Source organism: Paenibacillus pectinilyticus (genome assembly GCF_001700435.1).
Lineage (GTDB): Bacteria > Bacillota > Bacilli > Paenibacillales > NBRC-103111 > Paenibacillus_E > Paenibacillus_E pectinilyticus.
In genome coordinates, this window is record NZ_LYPC01000010.1 from 152,053 (window position 1) to 173,829 (window position 21,777).

Consider the following 21,777-nt stretch of genomic DNA (forward strand, 5'->3'; position numbering starts at 1 on the left):
CTCCCTACAATTGCACGAATGTTATATCATATAGTGATATTAATATATCATGTTATACGTGGTTTGGGAAGATGGCAGGTTAGACGAAGGCATGCTAATCTTTGTTTCAAATTTACCTACTAACTACAACACCAAAAGGCTGCGCGCGGCAGCCTCATCCTAGTAAATCATATGCATGTACTTACGCAGTAACATTCCCTTTATTACGGCTCATAAACCATAACGTTGACCAAATCAGGACAAATCCTATTAGTTGACCAATCGTCAACTTTTGACCGAAGACAAGCCAATTCATACATACGCCAACTGCTGGAAACGCAAGTTCCGCAAATGTCGCAAAGAACGCTTTGGTAGATGACAAGCCTTTATAATAAAGCAGCATGCTCAATAATCCCGGGAAAAAGGCCTGAAACAGCAGGTTTACCGCAATAATCATGAGTCCACCACTCGAACCATTCAACTGCCAATGATCCCCGCTTACCAATAGAACAACCAATAAAAGAGGAAGTGCCATTAGGAACCGAAGCGAAGTGACAACAGGAAAATCCAAGTTTTTTTGGAGTAGAAATTTCCCCATCACGGTGGAACCACCCCATAATACCGCTGCTAAAATGGAAAATAAACAGCTTAATGTGCCTAAATCCTTCATGCCCATGCCAGGTGAACCTAGACCAAACGTCAACAAATAGGTACCTAGCAATGCCACTCCGATGTAGGCAAAAAATTTCGATGGCAACGTTTCTTTTAGTAGAACCCGTGCCAAGATGATAGCAAATAAGGGTTGTAATTTTTGCAGGAGTAAAATGGCATTTGCGCTGCCATGTGCGAAAGCTGCTGTAAATAGAATAGTGGCAATGGCTGAGCCTCCCCACGAGATGAAGAGCAGCGCGCCAATAACCGCGGCGGTTAGTTTGCCAGTTAATGTCTTACGGTACTTTAACAACACAGGGACCGCATAAAGCGCTAGTAGCACATGCTCCATGAATACGATTTGTGCTGAAGTAAAACTTTTCAGAAGAAGAATGCGGAATAGAGGATCCAATCCCCAGAGTGTTGCGCCAAGTGCTACGTACCAAATCCCACTTAAGCCGCGTGATCGCGATGCTTGTGAAACGGTGCTCGTACTGCCCATCTTAAATGTATTTTCCAATTCAAAAACCTCCTGCGGATTGTTTTGAATTGAACCTTCTCAAGAGACCAAAAACCCCCGTTCACTTTCAACGGGGGCATTGACAAACAGACCTGCTAAATGATTGAAAATTTAACAAGTTGTTCTTGACCTTCTCCCATCCGGACTATAACCGTCGGCCTTGGAATTCCACCAAGTCAGTCCCAAGCCATTACAGCTTAGGAGTCGCGGGCTTAGATACATACGTACGTATCCTCACCGCCGGTAGGGGATTTCACCCTGCCCCGAAGGTTCATATTCGATTAAACTGTATATTATCAGGTTATAGTTTAACTGGCAACCTTTTTTTAAGCTAGATCACAAACTTAACACCCGTTAGCTTTTCACTCAGCTCCCACAAACGCTGAGCATCCTCTGGCTCGATGGCCCACGGGCGCACGCCATAGCCCTTCCCACTATCAGCGGGCACAGCTTCAGCAATGTCACAATCCTCACAATAAACGCCGCCCATACCGGCTAACGCATCACTGGTTGCACACCACACCGAAGTAGCTGCACCTTGCTTGATCGTTTTAAAATGATCCCCTTTCTCTTTCTTCTTAAAATTCGTAAGTTTAACGATATCCAACTTATTCGCTAGGTTTATTAAGCCGCTTTGCAGCTTCTTCACAAGCTTCGAAGTATTCTCATCTAAGCTAAATCTGCTGATCCCCGTTGTTGGAATTAAGCCGGGGTGAACGGCAAATGCGCGGACACCGTGAGATTTCGCTAATCTGTCCAGCTCAACAGCAAAAAGCACGTTGGCAGACTTGGATTGCGCGTAAGCCTTCCATTTGTCATAGGCAATCGTCTCAAAGTTAGGATCTTCAAAAATAACTCCGCCCAAGCGCTGAGCCCTGGAGGAGACTGCAACGACCCTTGCGTTTCCAGCTTTCTTTAACGCAGGCATAAGCCGCGCTGTTAGTTGAAAATGCCCGAGATGATTGGTCGCGAATTGAGCTTCATAACCGCGTGCGTCACGCATGAGTGGCGATGCCATGATCCCGGCACTGTTAATTAAGATATCCAAGGGTCTGCCCGAAGATAAAAAACGCGCTGCAAAAGCGTCTATCGATTGGGGATCCATCAGATTCAAAATCTCCAATTCTACGCGTGGGAGATGGCCAACAGCAGCTCGTGCTTTTTCCCGCGTTCGCGCTGGTACAATGACAGTAGCTCCCGCTTCAGCAAGTACCCGCGTCGTTTCAATACCAATACCTGAATAACCGCCAGTCACAATCGCCACTTTTCCATGTAGGTTACGATTTCCTAATGCTTGCTTGGCCGTTGTCCGGTAGCTGAATCCCGATTGGATGGGGGACTGAATCATACTATTAATGTGTGACTCTATTTTCATCAGAGATCGCCTCCTGGTTATTTTCATTTGGGGTTTCGACTATAAGGAGCTCCTCAATGTGCGTAAACAGCTTTTTGAGCCCCATCAGTTTACTCGACATGTCCAAGTAGTAGTAATTCATGGTCGCCACCTTGTACATTTGGACGATGCCAGCATCTTTCAATATTTTGAGATGATGGGACACCGCAGGTCTGGACAGATGGGTTTGAGCCGTAATCTCCCCCACGCGCAAGCCGTCACACCCCGCATCAATAAGTGCCATCATGATTAATTGTCTTGTTTCATCCCCGATAGCAGCCAATACGTGTGTACATGCCTTTAGATCGGATTTCACAGCATCTAATTTCTTGCTATCGTTCATCATTGTGTCGGTCCCCTTGTTCAATGGTTTAAACGCTTGATCGCCTTAAACTTAGCATAGGCATTTCAGCGTTACAACATCGGGAAAGAAAATCGAGACGGATGATCGCGGTGACGAAAATGCAAAAAAGCCCGTCGCAGGAAGGCTTCGGGGCGCATTGGGATTTGGTATTATGGGTTGGATTAAGGGGAATAGTTACGGTATATTGCCATCTAATGTTGACACTTTTCCAAATGACTCAACAATTTTTCTAAGATAATTATCAAAGTCTGTTTCATTTTCAGGGATAATATTGTAGTACATATCTAATGACAACATATTCTTTGCAAATCCAATTTTCGTTTCTTTATTTAAACTTGTTAGTTGACCAGCATAAGTATACCCTGTAAATGGCTCAGGCTGTTTCGCTTTTTTATACGTGTGTTCATTCAAAAAATCCCAGAATTCATTTATTTTCCTTTCATCCGTGGTTCGAAATAGTGCCCCAGTCCCGCCATCTCTAAATTCGATTTTGGTTATATCTCTCTCAGCTAATCCGATCAAATCTTTAAATGTTATTGTTTGATTACTTGATTTGCAAGATGTCATTAAGCATAGAAGCGACAGACATATTAGGATTGCTTTTATACTACGCATGGTCACTCCTTTAGAAATTAATTCTAGGAATCAATTCAACTTTTCAAATTTCTTTTTAATATAAGTATAATCAATCAAACTCCCCTTAGCTTTATAGAAATAACCTTTGTATCTAACGGTGTCCTCTGAGTTTATGATTAGTTGTTTAACTGGCTTACCCTTCTTATCATATACCGTAGTTTTGAAACTGAAGCCCATGTATCCAAATGATGATTTCCCTTTCTGAAAGGTGATTCCTCTCAGGTTATTTATGATATGTTCAATGTCATCTTTGTTTGTAAGTTCCAGTTCTACCCCTGTTCCACCATTAAATATGATGATCTTGGAGACTTCGGCAGCTTTATGTATTAGTCTGTGAGGTAGGTATGAAGTGCCTACAAAGACGACGATTATCACTAAAACTAGTAGAAGGACGTATTTCCAGGAAAACTTCAGAGTATCACCTTCTAACGAATGTGGTTTGGGTAAATACGTAAATCGGTTTAATTTTACACAATTTTACAACGATCATTCTCTGTGCATCCCTTTAGATGATCCTACACTGGTTTCTTCCCATCATTTTGGTATTGATTCTCCATGTTCTGCCCCTAATTTTATCATCCTTACAAAATATTGGAAATAATAACCTTGCAAGAAAAAAGAGGGTGTCCCAAAAAACAAAGCCATCTCTTAGGTCTTATTAGACCTTTAGAGACAGCCTCGTTTGAGAGAGTACTTGCCGAATAGGAAATCCCAGTGTGCTTATTGCCTCAGAAATCGCGATTTTTCGTGCGATAAGCCCATAGCGAGTGCGTATTGGTCGCATGAAGTGCCATTTTGAGCGCATACTTGGTTAATAAGCAATCATAGCGTGCTTATTGCTTCAGATCCAGCGAATTTTCGTGCAATAAGACCACTGAGGGTGTGTATTGTTCGCTCTAATTGATAAATTGCACATATTGTAAAAATCTTTTGATCATGACAGCAGTCTCCGCACGACTTGCCAAGTCCGAGGGTGCCACAGATCCATCTGCTTTTCCTTGAATAATGCTTGTTTTAATTAATTGGGCTAAGGCATGTTGCGCCCATGAGCTAACGGATGCTTTATCTGTATAACTGCTGAGAATTTCATCCTGTTTATCCGTTACATCAACAGGTTTATTAACATACTGCAATGCGCGGGACAACATAACTGCCATTTGTTCACGAGTAATGGGATCATTGGGCTTAAATGTACCATCCAAGTAGCCTTCAACTAGCTTAGCATCAACCGCGGTTGCGATCGTGCTAGCATACCAGTCCGCATCCCCGATATCATTGAAGGCAGTCGATGTGTTAACCGTAGTTAAGCCTAGAGAGCGTACAAGAATGGCTGCGAACTCTGCGCTTGTAATCGAATCATCTGGAGCGAAATGAGTTCCCGATTTCCCATTGACAATGGTCTTAGCAGCCAACAAATCAATCTCATTCTTTGCCCAATGGCTGCTTACATCAGAGAATGACTTACTGCTGGAAACTACCGCGTAAATACTGTTTCCGTTACGTTTCATATCAACTTCCGTCGTGCCATCGACCACTTTGAATGTAGCTGGAACAAAGCTGAAAGTCCCCTTCTCAGGATCATACAGCACAGCAGTTGCTTTAGTAGGATCAATGGACCCAGGAATGATCATTGATCTTTTCACATACGTACTACCGAAATGATTGACAATAACCGTTTTCCCATTTGCTTGGGCAGTGATACTGAAGTCGATGGCAGGTGAAAGGAATGTAAGGCCCTCACTTTGCAGGGTAGTCGACATTTGATCTGCCACAGCTCCTGTTACTTTTTCAATAGCGACACAGATCGTGATATCCTGTGCATTTACACCTAGACTCTGCGCTAAGGCATTCATCTCTAATACCTTGATTGGCATTTCATACGTACCCAAATCCGTTTGCACAATGACTTTCGCATCAGGTGTAGCCAGCAAAGCATCGATCCATGCGGAAGCAGGAAGATTAATCATCGCATGACTTCCATCATTTTTTACATCGATGAGAATCGTTTGTGCCTCAACATCATTACCCTTGATTACATAGAAGGCATCTTTAAGTTTGTTCGCATCAATCGTAACGGTCGTTTCCGGTTTACCATTGGCATTCGTTCCATGGACAATTGTCATTGCGTCATCACTTAATTTGACTCCATGGGAATTGTCAGTTGGTGGTGTAAACGTTGTATCATTCGTTGATACTACCGTTACATAGATTGACTTTTCAATTTGGCCATCCGAAGTCTTCGCCTTAACGATCGTCTGACCTAAACCAACTGCATGGACCATCCCGCTTGAAGAAACGTAGGCGACTTTATGATCTGCCGAAGTCCATACCACCTCTTTATTGGTCGCATTCTGAGGTGCTACAGCCGTACTGATTGCAAAACTTGAACCTAGCTTCACACTGATTGGGTTCGATGTATTTGCCGTTAAATCTGCAACTCTGATCGGCGCAGGGGCAGAACTACCCGTGACATCTACGCTGCCTAGATTTAGCCATCCTTTTCCTTCTACTTCTTTATTTGCAAAATAAAATGGATTAGCATCCGCATTAACGTCTGTTAATGGATTCACAAAACGAAGCAAAATCTGATAATTCCCATTACTTAAATCAGGATTGGCGATTGATTCAAATAACTTATTATGATTAAACCCGTTATCATTAGGAAGCACGCCGTGCAAATCCCACCCGGGTTCCCAAATTTTCACGATACTGTCTCCTAATTTCGCTGCTAGCTCGACTTTCCAGTTGTAGTAAAATGGTGCAACCCCATTGTTCTGGATTTCCATTCCAACCTTCAAGCTTCCACCTGCCGCATCCAAATAAGCGGTTGGTACCGTGTATTCGTACCCCAAGCTGCGTGATCCCGCTTGCGCTCTTTCCAACGCTTCGCTTTCCAAAGGAACCTGAAATACCCCTTGGTCAATCATCCACGAAGCATGCGTCAGATTTACGCTCGTATTGAAATCTTCTCCCTGTTTGCCATCTATCGGCTGATCAGGCTCATTATAAATGGGTGGATTATGATTCCACATCTTCACTTGCGTTTCCGGTCTTACCTCTCCGCCCATACTTTTGGTTTGCCAAAAGTTCGTGTCGCCGGCATCGATTGTCCGACCCCAGAATTCCCAATTTTGACCGCCCATGCTTAAAGGAAGTGTCTCAAAAGCAAAGGAATCATCGTGATAGCCGATATCGAAATTTTTCGTCTCAAACGATGCATTTGCCATCGGATACCTCAATACCAGCTTGGTTTTGTTGAAAGCGGCATCCATTGCAGTGAGAACACGTTTTAGGTTGTCATTCGAAGGCATCCTATTCGGATTAGGTTGGCTAGCCCCTGCTGGAACAAACTGTCCGTCATACGGATAGGTGTGCCACTCTCCCCAGAATCCAATCAATCCCGCCATGATATAGCCAACGCGTGGATCACCGTCATATCGCTGTCCCATCGCTTGAATGAAGTTTTCCAATGCTGACATCAAATGAGGATCATTGTAATCTGGCGCTACGCTAGTAGCATTCGGATCCGTCCCGTTTAAGTAAGCATCATAGCTATACGTTTTCAAACCTTCATCCAGTAAAAATTGTGGAATGCCTGATGCTTTATTTGGATAATCCAAATAAATGCGGAACACGGCCTGATGACCTCTGGAGGCGATATCGGCAATTCTTTTATCCATGGCATCCCAATTAAATTGGTCGAGCCCACTCATGATTTGCTTAAGCGGCATATAGAAGAATTCCATACTATACGGCATTTGTGATAGATTATCCCGCCAGTTATCGCCAACCGTATAATAGGCTTCCTCTGTCGCATCATAGAAGGGAATGAATCCTTTTAACGGATTATCGATAGGTGCTTGTTGATAATGAAGCGTGTGCGTTCCATTCACTGTAGCCCAAGTTGGCGCTTGAGGATGAGGGGCAGGTGGCGTTGGCGGGGTTGTCGTTCCGCCTCCGGTTTTTCTGCCTGCTGTTGCAAATAAACCAAGCTCATCCATGTGAATGACATTGTTAACAAATTGGGATGGATTATAACCGATTTGGAAACCAAGACCTTTGCTCGGATCTAATGCCGCCGTACAGGCTGTTTGATCACCATTACATTGCCAAGCCGCTTGCACAAACTGATCCCAAGGGATTCTGACCGTGCCTTTATAGTTAGCAGCTACGACTAGTGAGCCTCCATTAAATGCTGCTGTCTGCCAACCGCCTGCAGCAGTTGAAAACATAGCCGATCCGTCCGCTTTTAAACTAAACTCTCCATTTGCTCTATCAGTTAGAAGTGTCACACTTAGATTCAAACTCGTATCATCAGTCGTTGTATTGTCCAGCCAGAAGGTTACACCATCATAGGCAGACCAATCGCGATTTCCTTCTGGGATAGTATGCCCAATATTCGTCCAGGTCGCATTGGGATTAGTGATCGAAAGCTTCAGCCCTTTGCTTCCATTCAAATTGTTCGCCGTATCCAATGCTCTCAGTACGAGACCTGTGGATGGCACCCCGTAGGATTCTTTCCAGGCTGACTGCAAAGCGGCATTATCGGCGTAAGACTCGAAATCATCTAATGATTTCTCCGCTCTCCAAAGTCCAAGCTCATCAATGCTCAGGATATTGTTTGCAAACTGCGATGGATTATAGCCGAATTGGAAAGCAGTCACCTGGCTTGGATCCAGTTCAGCACTACACACAGCTTGATCACCGCCACATTGCCAAGCGGATTGTACAAACTGATCCCAAGGAATTCTGACCGTGCCTTTGAAGTTGGGAGCGAGATGAAGCGATCCGCCATCAAACGCTGCAGCTTCCCAACCGCCTACAGCAGTTGATATCAAGGCTGAACCGCCTGTTTTTAGAGCAAACTCTCCATTTTGCACAGGAGTTTCAAGGGCTATGTTTACATTCATTGCGGAATTGCTCGTCGTAGAGTTATCCACCCAGAACGTTACCCCATCATAGCCAGACCAATTGCGATTCTCCGATGCAATTGGATGTTGAATGTTCGACCACGTCGCGCTAGGATCAACTACCGAAAGCTTCAATGCCTTGCTTCCATTTGAATAGTTCACCGTATCCAAAGTTCTCGAAACCGAACCCGCTACATCTGACCAAGCTTCCGTCCATGATCCTTTCAAGGCAGCATCATCCGCGTAGGATTCGAAATCATCGATGAGGGCTGGTACCGAAGATCCTGTAGCCGGCGGCTCTTCTTCATACCCTCTACCCGTTGTAGCAAATAAACCCAGCTCGTCAACACTTATTACATTGCCTGCAAACTGGGAAGGATTATAGCCGAATTGGACGGCAACTACTTCGCTCGGATCGAAATCAGCATGGCATACCGCTTGATCACCATTACACTGCCAAGCCGATTGGACAAACTGATCCCAGGGAATCCTGACCATGCCTTTGTAGTTGGCCGCAATGTGAAACGATCCGCCATCAAATGCAGCGGTTTGCCAAGCACCAATCTCATTTCTAATCATAGCTGAACCGCCTGTTTTTAAAGCAAACTCTCCATTTTGTATCGGTGTTTCAATGGCAATATTTAAATTCATTGCGGTATTATTCGTCGTGGTGTTGTCTACCCAGAAGGTAACACCATCATAGCTAGACCAATTGCGATCGTCCGAAGCAATCGGATGTTGAATGTTCGACCATGTTGCACTGGCATTGGCTACTGAAAGCTTCAGCGCCTTGCTTCCATTCGAGTAGTTGGCCGTATCCAGTGTTCTAGAAACCGAACCAGAAATATCCGACCAAGCTTCCGTCCATGAAGCATTCAAAGCCGAATCATCCGCATAAGACTCGAAATCATCCAATGACTTCTCCGCTCTCCAAAGTCCAAGCTCATCAACGCTTATGATATTGTTTGCAAACTGCGATGGATTATAGCCGAATTGGAAAGCAGTCACATTGCTTGGATCCAGTTCAGCACTACACACAGCTTGATCACCGCCACATTGCCAAGCGGATTGCACAAACTGATCCCAAGGAATTCTGACCGTGCCTTTGAAATTCGGAGCGAGATGAAGCGATCCGCCATCAAACTCTACAGCTTCCCAACCGCCGACAGCACTTGATATCATCGCTGATCCGCCTGTTTTTAAAGCAAACTCTCCATTTTGCACAGGGGTTTCAAGAGCTATGTTTAAATTCATTGCGGTATTGTTCGTCGTGGAGTTATCCACCCAGAAGGTTACACCGTCGTACCCGGACCAATTGCGATTCTCTGATGCAATCGGATGTTGAATATTCGACCAAGTCGCACTGGCATTCGCTACTGACAGCTTCAGAGCCTTACTGCCATTGGACTTGTTCACTGTATCCAAACTTCTCGAAACAGAACCTGGTACATCTGACCAAGCTTCTGTCCATGCTCCTTGCAAGGCAGCATCATCCGCATACGATTCGAAATCATCTATGACAGCTGGTACAGACGATCCTGGTGTTGGTGTTGGCGTTGGTGTTGGTGTTGGTGTTGGTGTTGGCGTTGGTGTCGGTGTTGGCGTTGGTGTCGGTGTTGGCGTTGGTGTCGGGGTAGGTGTCGCATTTGGATTTATAAAACGTATTTCATCTATATATATCGTACCACTATGACCATTATTAAACGTCAGTGCTACATTTCCCGGGTTTGCGCGATTCACGCCATTACTGACTAAATCAAAGGCAATATCCTTATAGCTTGTTGTAAGCGTATCTCCACTAAAAGCAGCTAAGGTTTTTGTTACCCCGCCAATAGTGACATTGATGTCGTTCTCCTCTCCGCCGGCTTCTCCCTTCATGCGAAAAATCATCGTTGTCTGGTCAGATATATCTTGGTTGATGTCACTGCCAAACCAGCCTGTGTTGTTATATTGCAAGACGACAGCACCATTCTTAATTTCGCCGACGCCGCCTCCATTCACAAACGAGTTTGCTCCACTCCAGTGACCTAGGTCATTTCCGCCTGGATAAGGAGGATTATTATCGAAATCATCTACTAACATACCTGCTGGCGTTGTCGGTGTTGTTGGAGGTGCCGTCGGCGGTGTGCAGGGAGAAGTACAATCACCAACAAGGACATTCCCTAAATTCAGCCAGCCGTCTGCATTTTGCTCGGCATTTGCAAATCTTAGCTTCTTAGCAGCACTTGAGATTGCTTCTAATGGGTTAACTACTTTCATGACCAAAGAATAATAACCATCCGTTAAACCAGGCGAGTCGATTGTCGTTTCAAAATAATAAGGCTCACCAAAAGGGACATACTTTGGATTCCCAGGCACATGCCATTCGGGATACGTTCTGATTTGCAAAGGCTGAACCTTCGTAATATCCCATGCCGTGTCCCACTTTTTCACAATATTCCCCATGGCATCCTTTACACCCAACTCCACTTTCCATGGATAGGAGAAAGGTGCAACCCCTTGGTTCTGGATGCTAACACCAACCTTAAGCGGGGCTCCAGCAGGAACATCGTTATAGTGAGCACTGTCCACATAGAGGTCATAGCCCATTTTTCTAACACCCTCGGCAACAGTCGCATTCGTGGCACTATAATTACTGATTCCACCTTGGTTGATCATCCAAGTCGCATGACTTAGTTCAATATCATCCATGGCATTATCTACATTGCTCCCGCCGCTAAAAAAATTACTTTGAATTTCAGGTCGTACTTCTCCGCCAACCGTTTCTGTTATCCATTTATTTTCTGCACCCGCATCTAACATTTGGGTCATGAATGAATAATACGTCCCGCCCATGCTTTCTGGCTGAGTGACACTTTGGAGCGGACTCCCTTCTTTATAACCGAACGAATCGTCATGAAAACCAATGTTATGATTCACAACGTTGTTTAATTTGGGATAACGAACCTCCAACTTTGTTTGGTTGAACGCTGCATCATAAGCGCTGATAATTTGATCAACCGTTGCATCGCTTGGCATATAATTCGGCAGCCCATCACTCGTGTCCTCATCATATGGGTATGTATGCCATTCTCCCCATAATCCAACGAGTCCCATATGAATGAAGCCGATTCTTGGATCCCCGTCATATTTCGCGCCAAAAGCAGCTATGAAATTTTTGAGATAAGTCACCATCTTCGGATCGTCATAATTGGGTTCGAGTTGATTATAAACAGCATTATTGCGCATTGCTACGCCATTTGTAGCCATAAAATCTGGAATTGCACTTTCCCTTCCCGGGTATTCCAGGTATATTCTCACTGCTGCTTGTTTCCCTCTCGCTGCGATTTCATTTAATTGCGTTTCTAAGCCTGTATCAAAAGTAAATGAGTTGGCGCCGTTCATGACGGCTTTAAGCGGTACATAGACCCATTCCATACTATGGGGAAAAGAACCTTGCGTTGGCCACGGATAGAAGGGAACAAAACCCTTCAGTGGATTGTCTAAAGGACTTGGCGCATGAGTCAATGCATGTACATTCAACGACTCATTGATTGCTGGGCTAGTAGATGGTAATGATGGTACACCTACGGCTGCTGCCGATGCAACCGATATGAGATTCATATGAAGACCGGCGATTAAGCTAATAATTGTAAGGATTTGAATCGTCTTATTCCTCACGAAACGAAAAGCAAATTTCTCCAATTAGATCCCTCCTTATTAATGGCACTGTAAGTTATGAAAGCGTATTCATTTCGATACATAGTCGATAATCTCTACTCTTGCTCGAATAGCTATCACTCCAATCTGTCTTGAAAGTTAAGGCGTGAAATTCACTCCACTTGCAAAATCGTTTGAAAATAATAGTAAAACTAACAGGTAAATTTTTTGCGCAAATAATTTCATTTTCAATATATGCTTTTGCTTACAGTGTGTCAATCATTTTTTAATCCTTACTCCTCCTAATTCCCACTATTGTCAGCACCTAAAATTTGGATTAGTATGGGGACGAAAGTAGTAACGGCAAAGGTAGGGATGCTGCATGTTTCGCAAATTTTTTCTCGGTTTACTCGTCGTCATACGCCGCAAGGAATGGCTGCTTCTTGGAGGTCTAACACTGGCGTATGCGATGATCGCTCTGTACCACCTTGGCTCGTCCTCAGCTCCTCAATCGTATTGGCAGCCTGCATCAGCAGGTGATGGCTTCACCGTTGAATTCAATGACACGCTAAAGCTCGAACGAATGAATAGTTACGGTGGCGTCGGCGAAAACAAATTCCGAGTTGAGTTTTCTACCGATAACACCCACTGGTCGAACCCAATCACCATTGACCAAAACTATGTCAAAAATTTCACCTGGAACGTTACCAACCTTGATGTCACAGCAAAGTTTGCAAGACTTACAACGGAAAATGCCGGTCTGATGCTGCAGGAGATGGCTTTCTACCCAACAGGCAGCGATAAGCCTGTACCGATTCAATCGGTCATCAGTAATAAAGGAGCAACGGAGGGTATACAGAACCCCATAAGGGCATTCGACGAGCAGGACAAGGCCGTATATACGCCTGGATTTATGAACGGAACATATTTCGATGAGATTTACCATGCTCGTACCGCTTATGAATATGTGCACGGGATCAAACCCTATGAAACGACACACCCCCCTCTAGGCAAATTATTGATATCCGTCGGTATTCTCTTGTTCGGGATGGACCCCTTTGGTTGGCGGATTATCGGAACACTTCTTGGCATTGCCATGATCCCAATCCTATATGTGTTTGCCCGTCGTTTATTTGGCAAGCAGGAATACGCATTTGCGGCCGCTTTCCTGATGACATTCGACTTCATGCATTTCACTCAGACAAGGATCGCGACGATCGATGTGTACGGCGTGTTTTTCATTATCCTCATGTATTACTTTATGTACCGCTACTATATGCTGAATTTTTATTTGGTTCCGCTAAAACAGACACTCGTTCCACTTTTCTGGTCCGGCTTATTTTTTGGCCTCGGCGCTGCCAGCAAATGGATCGCCATTTACGGCGGTGCGGGGCTTGCCTTGCTATTCTTCCTCTCTTTATTTGAGCGCTACCGCGAATATCATAAGGCTGCCATTTGGCTGAAAAACGGGATACCTAAATCCAAACACAAACAGGCAGTAAACACAGATGCCCAGCGCAAAATTGTCACAACGTTTCCACAGCTTAGCTTGAAAACAATTGCATGGTGCACGCTATTCTTCGTCATCATTCCCGTTATCCTTTATGCCGCTTCGTTCCTACCTGCCTTGATGGCACATGGCGAAACGCTTAGTTTCAAAAGGTTAATCCAATATCAAACGTCGATGTATGATTATCAAACTCAGTTAAAAGCAACGCATCCATTCTCTTCTGAATGGTATCAATGGCCGTTTATAACCAGGCCCTTATGGTATTACGCTGGACAATTTCTGCCAACCGGCTTAACATCTACCATCGTCGCCATGGGCAACCCAGCTATTTGGTGGACAGGGATCGCAGCGGTCATTACCTCAGCCTTCCTAGCATTCAAGCGCAAGGACCGTGGCATGTTTGTCGTGCTGGTCGCATTTGCCTCGCAATATCTGCCATGGATATTCGTAAAACGATTAACATTCATCTATCACTTTTTTGCGATGGTCCCTTTCTTGATCCTGTGTCTCGTTTACGTCATCCAATATGGGATTGAATACCGAAAGTGGAATAAACAGCTCGTTTATGCTTATTTCGCCGTCGTCTTCCTACTGTTTGTCATGTTCTATCCTGCCTTGTCTGGCATGGAGGTAAGCAGGCATTACGTCGATACATGTTTGCGGTGGTTCTCAACTTGGCTTTTTTAGACAATGAGATGGCTACGCAAAAACAAATCCACCAGAGTGCGCAAAAATTTGCGCACTCTTTCCAAACTCTCAAATAACAGAGAAATCGTTGCGCGGCGCACTTCAATACCATCAATTCAGGGGCTATAACTCCTTTCAACTATAGGAATAATTCGTAAAAATAGACCTCACCTCTTAAAAGCGAGCAAAAACTATTGACACAAGATCAGTGCCTAAATTACAATGTGTGTACAGGAAAATATTTTGCGCAAATATTTATCCTTCGATAAACCAAACATTCTGTAACCAAAAAATTAATGCTCAAGGGGGAAAAAGTATGAGTAATAAGAAAATTGTTACCACTTTGTTAAGCGCTTTCTTTGTTTCTTCGGTTGTTTTATCAGGCTGTAGTTCTAGCACATCAAGTACCGCAACCTCCGCACCATCCGAACCGGCAAAAGCAAACACGGCAACCGAAGCACCAAAAGCAAAAAAAGATCCGGTTTCATTAACTTTAGCCATTTGGGATAAAGGTCAACAGGCAGCAACGGAGGCAATAACAGCAGAATTCACAAAAGCGAACCCTAATATTACAGTAAAAGTAGAAGTTACACCTTGGGACGACTACTGGGTCAAACGATCGGCAGAAGCCACATCCGGAACATTACCTGATGTATTCTGGATGCACAGCGGTCAATTCCTGAAATACGCAACAGGGAAATTCATCGCACCACTCACAGACAAAGTAAAATCTGGCGATCTCGATCTGAATAACTATGTATCCAACCTAGGAAACGTATATACATTAGATGGTGTCCCTTACGCAGTGCCTAAAGATTTCGACACAATCGGTTTAGCATATAACAAAGATCTATTCCAAAAAGCGAATATTCCATTTCCTGATGACACGTGGGATTACAACAAATTAGCTGAAGTTGCGAAAAAACTGACAGATGCAAGCAAAGGCATTTATGGATTTGCTGCAAAAGCAGATACACAAATCGGCTATTGGAATGATATGTTGGCATTTGGCGGATCCATTCTTTCCCCAGACATGAAAAAATCCGGTTACGATTCTCCTGAATCCATAGCCGCTTTGAAACAAAGATATCAAATGATCGTGGACAAATCGTCCCCTACAGCGCAACAAATGACGGATACAGATCCTCGCGAAATGTTCAAATCCGGGAAACTAGCGATGATGTTCGAAGGTTCGTGGCAAATCAACGATATTTATTCCAGTGATATCATTAAAGGGAAATGGGATTGGGCAGTGCTTCCAAAAGGACCAAAAACGCGCGGTAACATTATTAACGGCTTAGGTTATTCCATGTCTGCTGCTGGCAAGCATCAAGATGAAGCTTGGTTGCTAACGAAATTCCTCGGTTCCAAGCAAGCTGCGCAAATTTTCGCTGAAAAAGGTGCTGCGATTCCAGCATTTAAAGATACACAAGATGCATGGCTTAAATCAAAACCAGATTTGAATCTCAAAATTTTCCCACAGCAAGCCAAAGAAGCTACACCATATCCAGCAGGCTCCAAATCCTATCCAGTTTGGTTTACCAAAGAATCTCAAATCATGGCTCCAGCATTTGGTGGTAAACAAAGCATCGAAGACGCTGCAAAAGCGGTTGCGAAAGCAATGAACGACGCGATCGCTGCTGAAAAATAAGGTTTTCTAACGTATTAGACCAGACCTAAAAGTAATTGGCTCTGAGTTATCATGGAGCCAATTACTTTTTAAACTATTGTAAGGAGTGTTGTGTTTGGATATCTCGAAAAGCTCGGCAGAGCCTTGGCCAAGTCACTTGCAGCAGCTTGAGCACAAGAAGAAAAAAACATCAAGATTCAGGAACCATTACTTGCCTGCTTATATCTTGGTTGCCCCTACAGTCCTATTAGTCACTATTTTTTACGTCATACCCGTTATTATTTCAGTGCTGCTCAGTTTCGTGAAGTCCGAAAACTTTGGTATGGCGAACAAGTGGGTTGGTTTGGAGAATTATAGAAGATTGGTGGCAGACGATCAGTTCTGGGGAGATTTGTGGAACACGTTCCATTACGTCATTTTATTCGTTCCAGCCGTATTAGTCATATCAACGATTCTTGCCTTGTTGCTCAATCAAAAAATAAAAGGAATCGCCTTCTTCCGAACGGTTTATTTTCTACCGCAAATTACACTCCCAGCTGCAACGGCATTGGTTTGGGTAGTTTTATTTAACAAAGATTACGGACTTATTAATCATTTGCTCGGGACTGATATTGGCTGGTTATCTGATTCAAGAACGGTCATGCTCGCCTTCGTGACGACCTCGGTATGGGGCAGCATCGGACTCAAAATGATCATTATTCTCGCTGGTTTACAAGGAATACCGACCTCATTATATGAAGCTGGTTCACTTGAAGGGGCAAATGCTTTCCAACGGTTTTGGAATATTACACTTCCCTTGCTGACCCCTACCTTATTTTTCGTAGCCATCATTTCTGTCATTGAAGGAACGCAAGTTTTTGATGGCATTTTGTTCTTGGTCGGTAAAAACAGCATCGTTCTAAGCGATGTTCGCTCACTTGTCTTTTCCTATTATATCAATACATATACAATGGACGATCCCAATTACGGATCAACGATTATCGATGTTTTATTAGTTATTAATCTCATTTTGACGGCCATTCAATTCCGATTATCTAAAAAATGGGTGTTTTATGAATAGGAGGTCGCTGCATGAATTCACAATATAACACGTACAAAACCAATTACATCGCTCAGATCATCTTAATTATTGGTTCCCTGATCATGTTAGTGCCATTCGCTTGGATGATTCTAACCGCCTTCAAAACCGTGACGGAGACGACCCAGATTCCGTTTAAATATTTGCCTTCCCATCTTAATCTAAAGAGTTTTCCAAATGCATGGCATGCTTTACCTTTTACCCATCTCTATATGAATACCCTTATTGCGGCTTTTTTCAGAACGGTTGGACCGCTTATCTTCAGTTCAATGGCTGCATACGCCTTTGCCAAAATCGTTTTTCCTGGCAAGAACGTTCTATTCTTTCTCATTCTATCGGTCATGCTCGTGCCCAATCCCGTTTTCTATACGCCTCAATATTTTATTCTCAACAAATTGCATTTAATCAACACGATTCCAGCCCTATTCATTACAGGTTTGGTTAGTCCATTCGCCGTGTTCCTATTGCGTCAGTTTTTTCTAGGATTGCCGAAAGAACTCGAGGAAGCAGCCATTCTTGATGGATGCAATCATTATCAGACACTTCGATTAGTCTTACTTCCTTTGGTAACACCAGCTCTGGCAGCCGTGGCCATCATCCATACCCTTTGGACTTGGAACGAATTCACCTGGCCATTCATCGTCAACAGCTCTCCTGATAAATTGACTTTAGCTACCGGCTTGCGAAGTCTAGTGGGACAATTCCAAACAGATTATCCTACGTTAATGGCAGGCGCAATCATGGCCATCATTCCAATGCTTATCGTATTTATCTTATTCCAAAAACGCTTTATCGAGGGTGTTGCTTTCACCGGGTTAAAATAAGTCTCCCATCCCGCTTCAACAACTTCATCCTCGGTAAGCGCTTCACTTCGATTGGGGGACAAACGCCCCCCCTATTTGTATTTCATCCCCCTTGCGCTTTGCATACAAACAACGAAAATCCACAGCCTCTGAGGATCCCCTCCTCTGACTGTGGAACTGTTGCCCATTTACACAAACCTTGTACAGCTAACTAAACTAAGACGTAATCTTCTTGCAAGAGCTTCTTTCGATCAATTCTGTTTTTAAGCTGATATGAATATTTTCAATATACTTGTTCCCTATCAAATCAATCAGCAGTTTGACAATGAGCTGGTTAATATCGTATTTAAACCGTCTGACTGTCGTTAAAGGCGGAATCATAAACTCCGATAATTTCAGATCGTCAAACCCAACAATGGAAATGTCATCAGGTATTTTCAAATTAGACTCAAAAATGGCCTTCATGGCTCCAAAAGCAATGATATCGTCAAAGCAAAAAAACGCTGTTATCTTCGAATTCCCCTTCAGCATAGCTTTCGCTGCCTCGTATCCGTGCGTCAGACTAAAAGAACCATAACTGATCCGTTCATCCTGAATCTGCAGATTCAGTTTATTAAATGCATCTATACAGCCTTGCATCCGATTCATATTGACCAAGTGATCTGCCGGACCGGCAATAATGCCAATGTTGCGATGGCCCAGTCCATAAAGATACTGAATGGCGTTGTTAGCTCCACTATAATTGTTGTAATCAATATAGTTCCAGTCCTTCTCCATGTTGCGACCATTCGTAACAAAGTACGGGATTTGATGATTGATTAACTCATCGACCAGCTCATCATTCGTAAACGGTGCAAAAATAATGGCGGCATCAATCAATTTATCTTGAATCATTTTATAAGACATCGAAGATCGATCAATTTCACCTGTATTTGTCGTTAGTACAAGCTTATGACCTAGATTCTCTAACTCTTCTTTTAGGTTGTTCAAATCAACTGAGGAGGATGGATCATCATCGATAAAATCGTTTTGATTCGGAATGAATACCCCGATTGTGTAAGAAATATTGCTCATCTTTTGCAGTGTCGTGCCAGGTGTGTAAAGGTATTCCTTCACAACATCCAATACTCTTTGTTTGGTTTCCTCACTGAAATTACCTTTATTGTTCAACACTCTGGAAACCGTAGTTACGGAAACATTAGCAATCTCTGCAATATCTTTTAATTTCAGCATGTCTATCTTCCTTTTTCCTTCCCGTAGGAAAAGATTATTTATTTGAAAAAAAGTGCGCAATTTCTTGCTGTTGTTTTAATTGTATTCCTCTTTATAACTTGGTGTCAACCAAAGATGTTAGTAACGGCCCATTTTGCGACAAAATCGCGAATGGGCCGTTATGGATTCACTTATGCTTATTGAAATCTGATCTCATCGATTGTGATGGTTCCACTGTTGCCCCACCAGAACGACATCTGTAACTGCCCTGGAGCTGCACGATTAACGCCATTACTAACTAAATTGATCGCAATATCTTTATAGGATGTCGTAATGGTATCTCCACTAAACGCGCCAAGCGTTTTCTCAACGCCTCCAAGCGTCAGGTGGAAATGGTTTTGTTCGCCGCCAGCACTTCCTTTAACACGAATAATCATTGTGGTATAGGCGGAAATATCTTGCGTAACATCGGTACCCAACCACCCGTTGTTATTGTACTGTAACGTGAGTCCTTTGCCACTGATGACACCTGCTCCATTAACAAAACTATTCGCACCCGTCCATTTACCCAGATCATTGTTGCTCGGCCAGGATGGTGCATTATCATAATTATCAACTAACAGAGTGCCTGGTGTTGGCGTTGGCGTTGGTGTCGGTGTCGGTGTCGGTGTCGGTGTCGGTGTCGGTGTCGGTGTTGGTGTGCCGCCTCCTACTACAGTAATACGGTCAATGTCTGGCGCATACGCCGTCGCATTGGAAAACTTAATTGTATTATTGCCAGCTTGCAAGTTTACTGTCGTTTGCAGGGTTCCAACCGTTGTCCATCCGCCGCTGCTCGGGAAATTTAAGGATGTGGCTGTACCTCCGTTGACGCTCATACTTGCTAATCTACTAGCATCTCCGTTCAAATAATCAATTTTCAGAGTATACGTGCCAGCACTTGCCACATTTACACCATTGAATTGTAAGGTGCCGCTGTTATTGCCGAGATACCCTACTTTACTCGCTCCAGAGCATGTAGGACAAGAACTCACGGCAGCTGCTCCAGCCAACGTGTTACCACTGGCCTCCGCTTCATACGATTGCGATGATGGTGTTGGTGTCGGTGTCGGTGTCGGTGTCGGTGTCGGTGTTGGTGTCGGTGTCGGTGTTGGTGTTGGTGTTGGTGTTGGTGTTGGCGTTGTGCCACCTGTTAGGCTGTAGGATAATGTGTTGTCACTTTTCAAACTATTGAAGGTACCCAAATTTTGATCGCTTGGATCTTGCCCGATACCGACTTTGCCAATCGGCGTTCTTCCACCTGTGTAATAATTCGTGTTAGCGAATCGCAAACTCGGCTTATTCCCCGCAGGATCAAGTACAGACAACGCGAGCGTATACGTACCGACTGGCAGACTGGATGGAATCGTGAACGTACCAGCAACAGTATTGACAGCAGGAGCATTATTATACGCTCTGGTCGAACTGTTCCAACCGGTGCCTGGCAACCACGAGGTGACATTAGTATTGAAAGTACCCGTCCAAGCAACAGAATGATCGGCTTTTAGAAGACTTGCTTCAACTGGCCAATTGTAATACATAGGCGATGAACCTTTGTTTACAACGTTAAACGAAACATTCATGGCAGAGCCAGGTGAAACGTTACCCGAGAATGTAGCTTGATTGATGACAAAGCGATAACCAAGTACTTTCTGCATGGCTGTAGCTCCAGCCTCAACTGCCGTGTTGCCCGCATTATAGTCAGATATCCATCCCAAGCTGGATGTATGCGTGTTCATAATGGAGTCAATCACATAATTGGTATTGGAGGTACTGCCCAATGTCCCATCCGGACTGCCGCCAAGATTAGATTGATTGCCCCAATCATAAGCAACTTCTCCACTGTTAATTTGCGTTCTCCACGTATCTCTGGCAATTTCGCCGTTACCGCCAGCCGCGTCATCTGGCAGAGCGAAGGAATCCCACTGAATGCCAAAGTTATAATTCGTAAACGTTTCCGGATAGCGAACCATCACTTTTTTGTTATGAAAAGCCGCCGTATAAGCATTCCCTAGTGCCGTTTGGAAACTTAATGGAATACGGTCTGTGCCGTCAGCAAATTTAAGCGGATAAATATGATTTTCTCCCCAGTTTCCATACAAACCAAGTTCGATAGCAGCTACACGCGGATCGTTGTCCCATGCTTCTCCTAACTTGCCAATAAAAGCTACTAAGCGCGATTTCAATGTATCCGAAAGCCACTCGTTCACTGGATCGCTATGATCTACGCCATCTGGCCAATACTCCCCCGTACCGGGATAGACGATGACAACACGCGGAATAACTTTAATATTTTTACTTTCGATCCCAGCCCAGGAAGCATTGCTCCAGTCTTTGATCTTCTGGACCGTATCCGTAGCATAGTACTCCAAATCCGTGTATTTAATATATTGTTTGTAAATATCAGCATACTCCCGGTCTGCAAACGAGGTGTCATTGATATATCTGGAAGGTCTAAATCCCATAATAGGGTTCTTGAAAGCTTCATTTGATTCAGAAAGATTGACGGTAATATTACCTGTTGCTGCAACGGCCTTGCTTTGGAAAATAGATGAGTTCAGCTGGAAGCACAAAATTGAGAAAATCAAAATAGCAGAAAAGATATGGATCTTTTTCATACAATTTACCTCCTTTATTTGATTGCGCTTACATTTGAAACAAATAAAGACCTCACTTCTTTTAAAAATGGTTGTTAAAAATTTGCGCAAGTTTTAACAAGGTAAGTG

Annotated in this window: 11 protein-coding genes and 1 riboswitch; of the genes, 4 read left to right on the forward strand and 7 right to left on the reverse strand. The window is 43.8% G+C overall.

What is annotated here, in order from left to right; genetic code table 11:
* Window positions 1-181: 181 nt before the first annotated feature.
* The 5 genes from A8709_RS03300 to A8709_RS03325 form a co-directional block, all read right to left on the reverse strand.
* Window positions 182-1,132, reverse strand: a complete 951-nt coding sequence (locus A8709_RS03300) for a DMT family transporter (protein WP_065850872.1) — start codon at window positions 1,130-1,132, stop codon at window positions 182-184.
* Window positions 1,133-1,274: 142 nt separating this feature from the next.
* Window positions 1,275-1,425: riboswitch (FMN riboswitch) on the reverse strand.
* A gap of 56 nt (window positions 1,426-1,481) precedes the next feature.
* Window positions 1,482-2,525 (reverse strand): SDR family NAD(P)-dependent oxidoreductase, encoded by a 1,044-nt coding sequence (locus A8709_RS03305; protein ID WP_065850774.1) that lies wholly within the window; start codon window positions 2,523-2,525, stop codon window positions 1,482-1,484.
* Entirely contained in the window at window positions 2,503-2,886 is a 384-nt protein-coding gene (locus tag A8709_RS03310) for an ArsR/SmtB family transcription factor (RefSeq protein ID WP_065850873.1), read from the reverse strand. Before A8709_RS03310 ends, A8709_RS03305 begins: the two co-directional genes overlap by 23 nt.
* Before the next feature lie 195 nt (window positions 2,887-3,081).
* On the reverse strand, window positions 3,082-3,474 hold the full coding sequence (locus A8709_RS03315; protein ID WP_141692403.1) for a hypothetical protein: 393 nt from the start codon (window positions 3,472-3,474) through the stop codon (window positions 3,082-3,084).
* A gap of 965 nt (window positions 3,475-4,439) precedes the next feature.
* The gene (locus A8709_RS03325) at window positions 4,440-12,137 is read right to left on the reverse strand and encodes an S-layer homology domain-containing protein (protein WP_065850777.1); all 7,698 of its coding nucleotides are present in this window, start codon (window positions 12,135-12,137) and stop codon (window positions 4,440-4,442) included.
* Window positions 12,138-12,474: 337 nt separating this feature from the next.
* On the opposite strand from A8709_RS03325, the gene A8709_RS03330 reads away from it, so the two are divergent.
* The 4 genes from A8709_RS03330 to A8709_RS03345 all read left to right on the forward strand — a co-directional run bounded on the left by A8709_RS03330 (window position 12,475) and on the right by A8709_RS03345 (window position 17,821).
* Complete coding sequence (locus tag A8709_RS03330) at window positions 12,475-14,289, forward strand: glycosyltransferase family 39 protein (protein ID WP_084224628.1); 1,815 nt, start codon at window positions 12,475-12,477, stop codon at window positions 14,287-14,289.
* Between the two features lie 208 nt (window positions 14,290-14,497).
* Window positions 14,498-15,940 (forward strand): ABC transporter substrate-binding protein, encoded by a 1,443-nt coding sequence (locus A8709_RS03335; RefSeq protein WP_141692404.1) that lies wholly within the window; start codon window positions 14,498-14,500, stop codon window positions 15,938-15,940.
* A gap of 94 nt (window positions 15,941-16,034) precedes the next feature.
* Window positions 16,035-16,979, forward strand: a complete 945-nt coding sequence (locus A8709_RS03340) for a carbohydrate ABC transporter permease (protein ID WP_065850779.1) — start codon at window positions 16,035-16,037, stop codon at window positions 16,977-16,979.
* A gap of 11 nt (window positions 16,980-16,990) precedes the next feature.
* Complete coding sequence (locus A8709_RS03345; RefSeq protein ID WP_065850780.1) at window positions 16,991-17,821, forward strand: carbohydrate ABC transporter permease; 831 nt, start codon at window positions 16,991-16,993, stop codon at window positions 17,819-17,821.
* Between the two features lie 195 nt (window positions 17,822-18,016).
* On the opposite strand, the gene A8709_RS03350 is transcribed toward A8709_RS03345, so the two are convergent.
* Together A8709_RS03350 and A8709_RS03355 are read right to left on the reverse strand one after the other, a co-directional pair.
* Window positions 18,017-19,093, reverse strand: coding sequence for a LacI family DNA-binding transcriptional regulator (locus A8709_RS03350; protein ID WP_141692405.1), 1,077 nt, complete (start codon window positions 19,091-19,093; stop codon window positions 18,017-18,019).
* Window positions 19,094-19,209: 116 nt separating this feature from the next.
* Window positions 19,210-21,669: a DUF4832 domain-containing protein gene (locus A8709_RS03355; RefSeq protein ID WP_065850782.1), complete on the reverse strand. Its 2,460-nt coding sequence runs from the start codon at window positions 21,667-21,669 to the stop codon at window positions 19,210-19,212.
* Window positions 21,670-21,777 lie beyond the last annotated feature (108 nt).

Bases quoted from the DNA above. Each gene is read 5' to 3' on its own strand.
- A8709_RS03300 (WP_065850872.1), bottom strand. From the start codon at position 1,132: ATGGGCAGTACGAGCACCGTTTCACAAGCATCGCGATCACGCGGCTTA.
- A8709_RS03305 (WP_065850774.1), bottom strand. From the start codon at position 2,525: ATGAAAATAGAGTCACACATTAATAGTATGATTCAGTCCCCCATCCAA.
- A8709_RS03310 (WP_065850873.1), bottom strand. From the start codon at position 2,886: ATGAACGATAGCAAGAAATTAGATGCTGTGAAATCCGATCTAAAGGCA.
- A8709_RS03315 (WP_141692403.1), bottom strand. From the start codon at position 3,474: ATGACATCTTGCAAATCAAGTAATCAAACAATAACATTTAAAGATTTG.
- A8709_RS03330 (WP_084224628.1), top strand. From the start codon at position 12,475: ATGTTTCGCAAATTTTTTCTCGGTTTACTCGTCGTCATACGCCGCAAG.
- A8709_RS03345 (WP_065850780.1), top strand. From the start codon at position 16,991: ATGAATTCACAATATAACACGTACAAAACCAATTACATCGCTCAGATC.
- A8709_RS03355 (WP_065850782.1), bottom strand. From the start codon at position 21,669: ATGAAAAAGATCCATATCTTTTCTGCTATTTTGATTTTCTCAATTTTG.